Annotated in this window: 4 protein-coding genes; all 4 read right to left on the bottom strand. The window is 75.3% G+C overall.

Going from position 1 to position 7712, the window contains the following annotated elements:
* Positions 1-205: 205 nt before the first annotated feature.
* The 4 genes from PYV61_RS03130 to PYV61_RS03115 all read right to left on the bottom strand — a co-directional run bounded on the left by PYV61_RS03130 (position 206) and on the right by PYV61_RS03115 (position 7647).
* Positions 206-1924 carry a fibronectin type III domain-containing protein gene (locus tag PYV61_RS03130; protein ID WP_275828227.1) on the bottom strand — a complete coding sequence of 573 codons (1719 nt, stop codon included), beginning with the start codon at positions 1922-1924 and terminating at the stop codon, positions 206-208.
* Positions 1925-1987: 63 nt separating this feature from the next.
* Positions 1988-2605 (bottom strand): hypothetical protein, encoded by a 618-nt coding sequence (locus tag PYV61_RS03125; RefSeq protein ID WP_275828224.1) that lies wholly within the window; start codon positions 2603-2605, stop codon positions 1988-1990.
* Positions 2606-2687: 82 nt separating this feature from the next.
* The gene (locus PYV61_RS03120) at positions 2688-4679 is read right to left on the bottom strand and encodes a fibronectin type III domain-containing protein (RefSeq protein ID WP_275828222.1); all 1992 of its coding nucleotides are present in this window, start codon (positions 4677-4679) and stop codon (positions 2688-2690) included.
* Between the two features lie 184 nt (positions 4680-4863).
* Positions 4864-7647, bottom strand: a complete 2784-nt coding sequence (locus tag PYV61_RS03115) for a TonB-dependent receptor (RefSeq protein ID WP_275828220.1) — start codon at positions 7645-7647, stop codon at positions 4864-4866.
* Between the last annotated feature and the right edge of the window lie 65 nt (positions 7648-7712).

Genomic DNA, 7712 nt, shown 5'->3' with positions numbered 1-7712 from the left:
GCTCGGCGCGCGCGGCGGCGCCGGGCCGCGCGTCGTCGGCGCGCGGGGCGCGCGCGTCGCAGGCGGTCAGGGCCGCGGCGACGAGGAGGAGGGAGGCGGGACGCGTGCGCATGGGCTGCCCGTAGTCTCCGCGCCGCCCGTCGCCTTCGCATCGTGACCGTGTAACGGGTCTGTCACGGCGCCCCCGGCCGGATGCCGCGAGCGGTCAATTCCGCGCGTAGGCCGTCCACCCCTGCCACCAGCGCGCCCCGTCCGGCGCCGCGGCGCCGCGGTACGGGGTGGTCGCGAGGGCGCCGCCGAAGAAGCCGTTGTCGCGCGCCGCCGCGCGCGCGGCCGCCGCGGCGAGCCCGCCCGACCGGAGCGCGCCGGCCGGCGCCCAGTCGATGGCCGCCGTCGTGGGGACGCCGCCCGGAAGCCCCGCGAACAGCGACGCGGCGGTCGCGGTCGCGGCCTCGACGCCGGGGAAGGCGGCGGCGTTCGCGAAGCCCGCGCTGCCGGCCGGGTCGAACGCGCCGAGCTGGTTCTCGGCGAGCAGCACGCCCGCCACCTGCAGCGAGTCGCGCTGCCGCAGCGTGTCGGTCGCCACCTCGCGCACCGACAGCCCCTGGCCCTGCCAGCGCGCGGCGACGCCGTTCAGCAGCGTCGCCCCCGAGCCGCGGCGCACCAGGATCCCGTGCGACTGGTCGCGCGCCTGGATCGCCGTGAAGCCGGGGGAGCCCGGTCCGACGAGGGTGAAGTTCGCGAACACGGGGCTCGAGATCGGCGGCTGCGTCGAGGTCGCGCACCCGTCGACGTTGGGGTCGCAGCCGTAGCCCTGCATCCCGCGGGGCGTGGCCGAAACCGTCCCGGCGCCGGCGCGCGGCGTGGGCTCGTGGCTCTGGAAGCCGATCACGAACTGGTTGCGCCCCTGATAGCCCTCCGCCCACGCGAAATGGTCGTCCCCCGACTCGTACGACACGAGGTAGCGCGCGTCCACGGTGCCGCCGAACCACTGGAACGCGGGGCCGAGGCTCGACAGCGCCTGCACGTACTCGATCGTCGTGCCGCGGCCGACGGCGTAGAGGGTGAGCGCCGCCGGCGACGTGGGGACCTGCTCCGCGCCCGTCGGCACCTCGGCGCCGGCGAACTCGAGCCGCACGTAGCGCAGCGTGCCGCTGTTGTCGGCCGCGTCGGCGCCGCCGCCGTAGCTCTCGGGCGCGGCGCCGAGCGTGCGCGCGGCCGCGGCGGCGCGGCTCACCGGCGCGTTGCCGACCAGCACCAGCCCGCCCCAGTCGCCGGGCGCGCGGCTCCCGGCGGCGCGCTGCGAGCCGAAGACGATCGGCTGCTCGGCGGTGCCGCGCGCGTCGATGCGGGCGCCGCGCGTGATCATGAGCAGGCTCCCCGCGACCGTGCTGTCGCCGACGAGGCGCGTCCCGGGCTGGATCGTGAGCGTGGCGCCCGGCCGCACCTTCACCGCGCCGCTCAGCACGTAGGTCGTGTCGGCGGTCAGCGTGCGCGACGCGGTGACGTCGCCTCGCAGCGTCGCCGACGCGGCGCCGAGCGCGCGCGTGGTGACGCTGACCGCGGCGGCGAAGGCGCTGGTGTCGCTGCCGCGGACGGCGGCCACCTGGTACGCGTAGGTCGTCGCCGGGAGCAGCCCCGCGTCGTCGAACGGGTGGGCGGCCGGCGTGCCGGCGCGCTTGGCGGCGCCCGAGCCGGCGGCGCGCTGCACGACGTACGCGGTGGCGCCGGCGACGGGCGTCCACGTCAGCCGCACCGCGCTCGCCGACGCCGCCGTCCCCGTCACCCCCGTCGGCGCGGACAGCGTGGCCGGCGGCGGGGGGGGCGGCGGGGTGGTCGGCCCCGGCTCGGCGCCGTCGGAGCCCCCGCAGGCGGCGAGCAGCACGAGGAGCGACGCGGGGCCGGGGTGCGCGAGGCGGGGCATGGCGGCGGGGCGGGGTGGTCGGGGAGGTCCTGCCCCCAATGGACGCCCGGATCGCGCCCCGCGCTACAGCCGGTTGGCGTACGACAGGAACTTGAACCGTCCGCCGCGTTCCAGGATCGAACCGAACAGCGACAGCGTGTCGGCCCGCGCCCCCCGCGTGACGACGACGCGGCACTGCTCGTGGAGGCGGTTCGCGCCCTCCGCCGTCGCCGGGTCCTGGCAGAGGTGTGCGGCGTAGCGCCCGCCCGCGAGCGCCGTCATCGCCTTGGGCAGGTCGCGCGTGGAGTTGGAGCCCACCTGCAGCCAGAGGAACGTGGGGTCGATCCCGTACGGCGGCCGCGCGAGGCGCGACTCGGGAAAGTAGAGCCACGCGAACTCGGCGCGCGTGACGAGCAGCGCGCGCAGCGCGGCGGTATCGCGCGCCAGCGCCGCCTCGGCGTAGCGGGAGACCAGGGCGTCGCGGCTCTCGGCGCCGCCGTCGAGCGCGGTCACGGGGGCCACGCCGTCGCGGAACGCGCGCAGCGAGGAGTCGACGAGCTGCTCGACGGTCGGCACGGGCGCCGGAGCGGCGGCCACGGACGCGGCGGGCGTGGGAGTGGGGTCCGCGGCCGGCGCGCGGTCGTCGCGCGGCGCGCACGCGAGCACCGTGGCGAGCAGCGCGAGAGGGAGCGGAAGACGCATGCGGGGCAAGGTAGTGACGCCCGGGCGAACGACGATGGCCGGCGCCCGAGGGCGCCGGCCGCGTCGATCGGGTGGGGCGCGGTCAGTTGCGGGCGTAGCTGGTCCAGCCCTGCCACCACGCCGTGCCGCCGGGCGTCGCGGCGCCGCGGTACGCGGTCGCGGCGAGCGTGCCGCCGAAGAAGTTCGCGACCCGCGCCGCGAGGGCGCCCGTGAAGGTGGACAGACCGCCGCTGGCGAGCGGCGAGCCGGCCGCCGGAGCGAAGTTCAGCCCCGCCGCGGTCGGCGCCGTCCCGAGCGCGGGGACCGCGGTGAAGAGCGAGGCCGCGGCGGTCGCGGTCGAGTCGATCCCGCTGTTGGCGAAGTTCGCGGGCTGCGTGAAGTTCGTCGCCGACGGGTCGAGCGTCGCGCCGTTCTCGGCGAACAGCACGTTGCGGATCTGCAGCGAGTCGGCGAGGCGGCGGTTGTTGGTCGACGAGTCGCGCACCGAGAGGCCGAGGCGGCCCCACCGCGTCACGACGCCGTTGACGTAGTAGCCGCCCGCGCCGCGGCGGATCACCATCCCCTGGCCGCCGGTCGTCGCCTGGATGGCCGGACCGCCGCCGATGATCGTGAAGTTCGCGAACACCGGGGTCGTGAACGGCGCCGCCGACTGCGACGGGCAGTTCGTGCCGCTCGTGTTGCAGCCGTCGATCTCGAAGCCGGTCGGGTCGGTCGCCGTCTGCCCCGAGCCGGTGCGCGGGACGAGCACCGTGTCCTGCAGCGCGATCAGGAACTGGTTGCGGCCGCGATACCCCTCGGCGGCGTCGAAGTGGTCGTCGCCCGCGAGGTACGACACCAGGTAGCGGCCGTCCACCGTGCCGCCGAACCACTCGAACGAGTCGTCCAGCCCGCCCATCGCCTGCAGGTACTCGAGCGTCGTGCCGCGGCCGACCGACGCGAAGGTGAACGAGTTCAGCTCGTTGTCCGCCGTGACGGCGTAGCCGGCGAACTCCACGCGGACGTAGCGCAGCGTGCCGCTGTCGTCGTCGTCGTTCGTGCCGCCGGCGATGTCGAAGCCCGGGTACTGCACGCCGCCCACGTTCGCGTTCGACCCCTCGAGCAGCGTCGGCGACGGGCGGTTGATGCGCGCGTTGCCGATGACGATCAGCCCGCCCCAGTCGCCCGGGCGGCGGTTGCCGACGGCGCGCTGCGACGTGAAGACGATCGGCGCCGCCGCCGTCCCCTCGGCGAGGATGCGGCCGCCCTTCAGGACGAAGAGCGCCGAGCCGGGTACGGTCGTGTCGCCGACGATCCGCGTCCCCGGCTGGATGGTGAGCGTCTGCCCGCTCGGCACCTGCACGAAGCCGCTCAGCACGTAGGTCGTGTCGGCGCGCAGCGTCTGGGTGGCGAGTGTGCCGGTGAGCGTGCGCTGCGTCGGCCCCGAGGCGCGCGTGTACGCGACCTCCGGCGAGAACGGCCCGACCGCCGCGCCGTTCAGGGCGGCCACGCGGTAGCGGTACGTCGTGCCGGCGGCCAGGTTCGCGTCGGCGTAGGGCGACGCGGTCGGACGCCCCACCTCCGCGAAGGAGCCGCCGGTCGCGCCGGTGACGCGCTCGACGACGTAGCCGGTCGCGCCGGCGACGGCGGTCCACGCGACGCTGGCGCCGGTGCCGCTGGCCGTCACGGTCAGGCCGGTCGGCGCGCCGGGGGCCGGCTGCTGCACGGTGTACGAGATCTCGTTCGAGTACGCGCCCGGCGTCGTGCCGTTCACGGCGGCGACGCGGTAGCGGTAGGTCGTCCCCGCCGTCAGCCCCGCGTCGGCGTAGGTGGCCGCCGTGGGACGCGAGACCTCGGCGAAGGTGCCGCCCGTCGCGCCGGTCACGCGCTCCACGACGTAGCTGGTGGCGCCCGTGACGGCGGTCCAGGTGACGGTCGCGCCGGTCGCGCCGTTGGCGCTCACCGCGACGCCGGCGGGGGCGGCGGGGGGCGGCGGCGGCGTGATCGGGTCGTCGTCGTCGGCGCACGCGGCGGCCAGCACGACGGTCGTCGCGAGGGTCAGCCGGCGCGCCGCGATCGCGAGGCGGGCGAGGGACATGAAAGCTCCGAGGGCAGGGTTGCGTGTGCGTGGGCGCGGACCCGTCCGCGCGACCGCAAAGCAATCCGTGACGCGCGGCGGTCCCGTGACCAACGGGTCACGGCCGTGTCACGCCGGCCGGAACGCGAACGGCCGCCCGGCAGATGCCGGGCGGCCGTTCGCGTGGTCTCGCGCGGTCGGGCGATCAGGGCTGCCAGGAGAGTCCGGCCGAGATCGCGCGGCCCACGCGGTAGCTCTCGATCGTCACCGGCCCCTGGAGCTGCCGGTAGGCGGCGTCGAACAGGTTGCGCGCGTCGAGCCGCCCCGACACCTGGGCGAAGATCGGGAAGCGCAGCGACAGGTCCACGACGTGGCGCGGGCGGTCCTTCACGTCGGGGAGCGGCGTCACGCCGGCCGTCGTGATGCGCGGCCCGATCACGTTGTAGAGCAGCGTCGCCGACGTGCGCCCGGACTCCGTGGCGTACGTCAGCCCCGTGTTCACCACCCACGGCGCCTGCCCGACCATCGCGCGCTTGTCGCTGGTGAGCGCCGCGCGGGCGCTGTCGCCGAGCGTGATCTCGCTCTGCATGAGCGTGACGTTGGCGAAGGCGAGGAACGGGGCCAGCGCCGGCGAGAGCCCGCCGAGCTGCTTCCGCGCCTCCAGCTCGAGCCCGTAGTTCTGCGCGCGCTCGGCGTTGCGCCACGTGACCTGCGCCGCCTCCGACGTCACCTGCTGCACGCGCTCGATCGGGTCGTCGAACCGCTTGCCGAACACGCCGATGCTCAGGACCTCGCCTGCGCCCGGGTACCACTCCCACTTGGCGTCGAAGTTCTGGATCAGCGAGCGGCGGAGGTTCGGGTTGCCGAACTGGTTGAACCCGCCGAGCACCTCGCGGGTGAGCACCGGCGACAGCTCGCGGTACTCGGGGCGCGCGAGCGTCTGCGTGCCGGAGAGGCGCAGCGACTGGCTCTCGGTGATCTTCAGGTTGGCCACGAGCGACGGGAGCACGTCGGTGTCGTCCAGGCGCCCCGTCACCCGCTGGTCGCCCACGAGCACGCTGTTGACCTCGATGTCGGCGCGCTCGACGCGGGCGCCGCCGATGAGCCGCAGGCGCGACGTCGCCGCCCATTCGCCCATCAGGTAGCCGGCCGTCATCCGGTCGCGGGCGTCGTACGAGCCGCCGCGGCCGAGCGGCTGGATCTGGAAGTTGGCCTGCTGCCCCATCGTGTAGCGGCCGTCGAAGATCTCCTCGGCCCGCAGGGCGCGCGCGGCGCCGGGGAGCGAGCCGAAGATGCTGTACTGGAAGTTCGACGCGTCGCGCTCGGTCGCGCGGATCATCGCGCCGGCCCGCACCACGACGTCCTGCGTCTCGCCGAGCTCGAACTTGTAGTTGGCGGACGCGGTGAGGTTGGACTCCTCGAGGTCGGCGAAGGTGCGGCGCGGCGAGCCCTCCCCCTCGAACAGCAGCGCGCGGGTACGGGTGCCGTTGGGGCCGTCCTGCAGGGCGTAGATCACGTCCGACCGGTCCGGCTCGCGGCGCGCGACCCCGGCCGAGGTGACCGCCACGTCGAGCGTCTGCCCCTTCGGGAGCTGCTGCTCCAGCTGGAGCTGGTTGCTGCGGATCGTCCGCTCGACGAAGCGCAGCGTCGAGCGCTCCAGCGTCGTGTTCAGGTTCTCGCTGAAGCCGACGTCCTGCCGCGCCTCGTTGTCGGCGCTGCGGTTGTACGTGTTGTTCAGCGAGACGCGCGTGTTGCGGCCGAACAGCGTGCTGGCGTTCGCGATCCCGCCCCAGAGCACGCCCGAGCGCCCGGTCTGCCCCTCGAAGCGGTACAGCTCCGTCACCCCGCCGCCCGACTGCGGCTGCGCGACCGCGTTGACCTCCCCGTCGCGCACCTCCTGAGACACGCCGTAGGTGCCCGAGAGGAGGTAGCCGACGCGCTGGCCGAACACCGGGTCGTTGCCGCCGACCGAGGCGCTGAACGACCCGTTGGGCGAGCCGCCGCGCTGGCGCGGCGTCCACACGTTGCGCAGCGAGTTGATGATCCGGTTCAGCTCCCGCTGCGGGACGTCAGCCTGGACGTCGTCGACCGCGCGCAGTCCGGCGGGCATCCCGCGCTCGCCGCCGGCGTAGCCGAGGATCTCGCGCCCCTCGCGCTTGGGCGCGACCAGCGTCTGCCCCGTCGCGCGCAGGTTGGAGCCGACCGACGCCGAGTAGGCGAACTGCCGCCGCGCCGGGAACTCGCGCGTGCGGATGTCGACGACGGCGCCGCTGAAGTCGCCCGGCTGGTCGGGGGTGAACGTCTTGATCGTCGAGATGTTCTGCAGGAGCCCCGACGGGAAGATGTCGAGCGGCACCACCTTCCGCTCCGGCTCGGGGCTCGGCAGCCGCGCGCCGTTCAGCTGCGTCGTGGTGTAGCGCTCGCCGAGGCCGCGCACGAAGACGAACTTGTTGTCCTGCACCGTCACGCCACTCACGCGCTGCACGGCCTGCGCGGCGTCGCCGTCGGGGCTCTTGGCGATCTGCTCGGCGGTCACCGCGGTGACGATGCCGGTCGCGTTGCGCTGCTTGTCCAGCGCCTCGCTCACGGTGCCGCGCTCGGCGGAGGCGGTCACCGTCACGGCGGCGACCTGCACCGCGGCCGAGCCGAGGGCCACGCTCTGCTCCAGCGTCTGGCCGGCGCCGAGGGCGATGCCGGTGACGGTCTTGGGCGCGTAGCCGATGCGGCGCGCCTGCAGCGTGACCGTGCCGGCGGGGACGCCGGCGATGGTGAAGCGGCCGTCGACGCCCGACATGCCGCCGAGCGTCGTGCCGACGATCTGCACGCCGACGTCGGCCAGGCCGGCGCCGGTGCTCGCGTCGACGATGCGGCCGGTGATCCGGCCCGTGGCCGGGCGGGGGGCCGGGGCCTGCGCCACGAGGGCGGGGACCGGCGGGAGGGCGGGCACCGCGACCGCGAGCAGCGCGATCCAGAGCGGGCGAGCGGACATGGGGAGGGCGGGTTGGCGTGAGTCGGCCCGGATCGGGCCCCGGCTCAGCGTTACAACCTCCCCCC

It is taken from the genome of Roseisolibacter sp. H3M3-2 (assembly GCF_029211165.1).
GTDB lineage: Bacteria > Gemmatimonadota > Gemmatimonadetes > Gemmatimonadales > Gemmatimonadaceae > Roseisolibacter.
Note: the sequence above shows the minus strand (reverse complement) of the source record. Positions and strands in the feature narration are given on the sequence as shown.

Excerpts from the sequence above, each read along its gene's own strand:
- PYV61_RS03125 (WP_275828224.1), bottom strand. The coding sequence starts at position 2,605 with ATGCGTCTTCCGCTCCCTCTCGCGCTGCTCGCCACGGTGCTCGCGTGC.
- PYV61_RS03115 (WP_275828220.1), bottom strand. The coding sequence starts at position 7,647 with ATGTCCGCTCGCCCGCTCTGGATCGCGCTGCTCGCGGTCGCGGTGCCC.
- PYV61_RS03120 (WP_275828222.1), bottom strand. The coding sequence starts at position 4,679 with ATGTCCCTCGCCCGCCTCGCGATCGCGGCGCGCCGGCTGACCCTCGCG.
- PYV61_RS03130 (WP_275828227.1), bottom strand. The coding sequence starts at position 1,924 with ATGCCCCGCCTCGCGCACCCCGGCCCCGCGTCGCTCCTCGTGCTGCTC.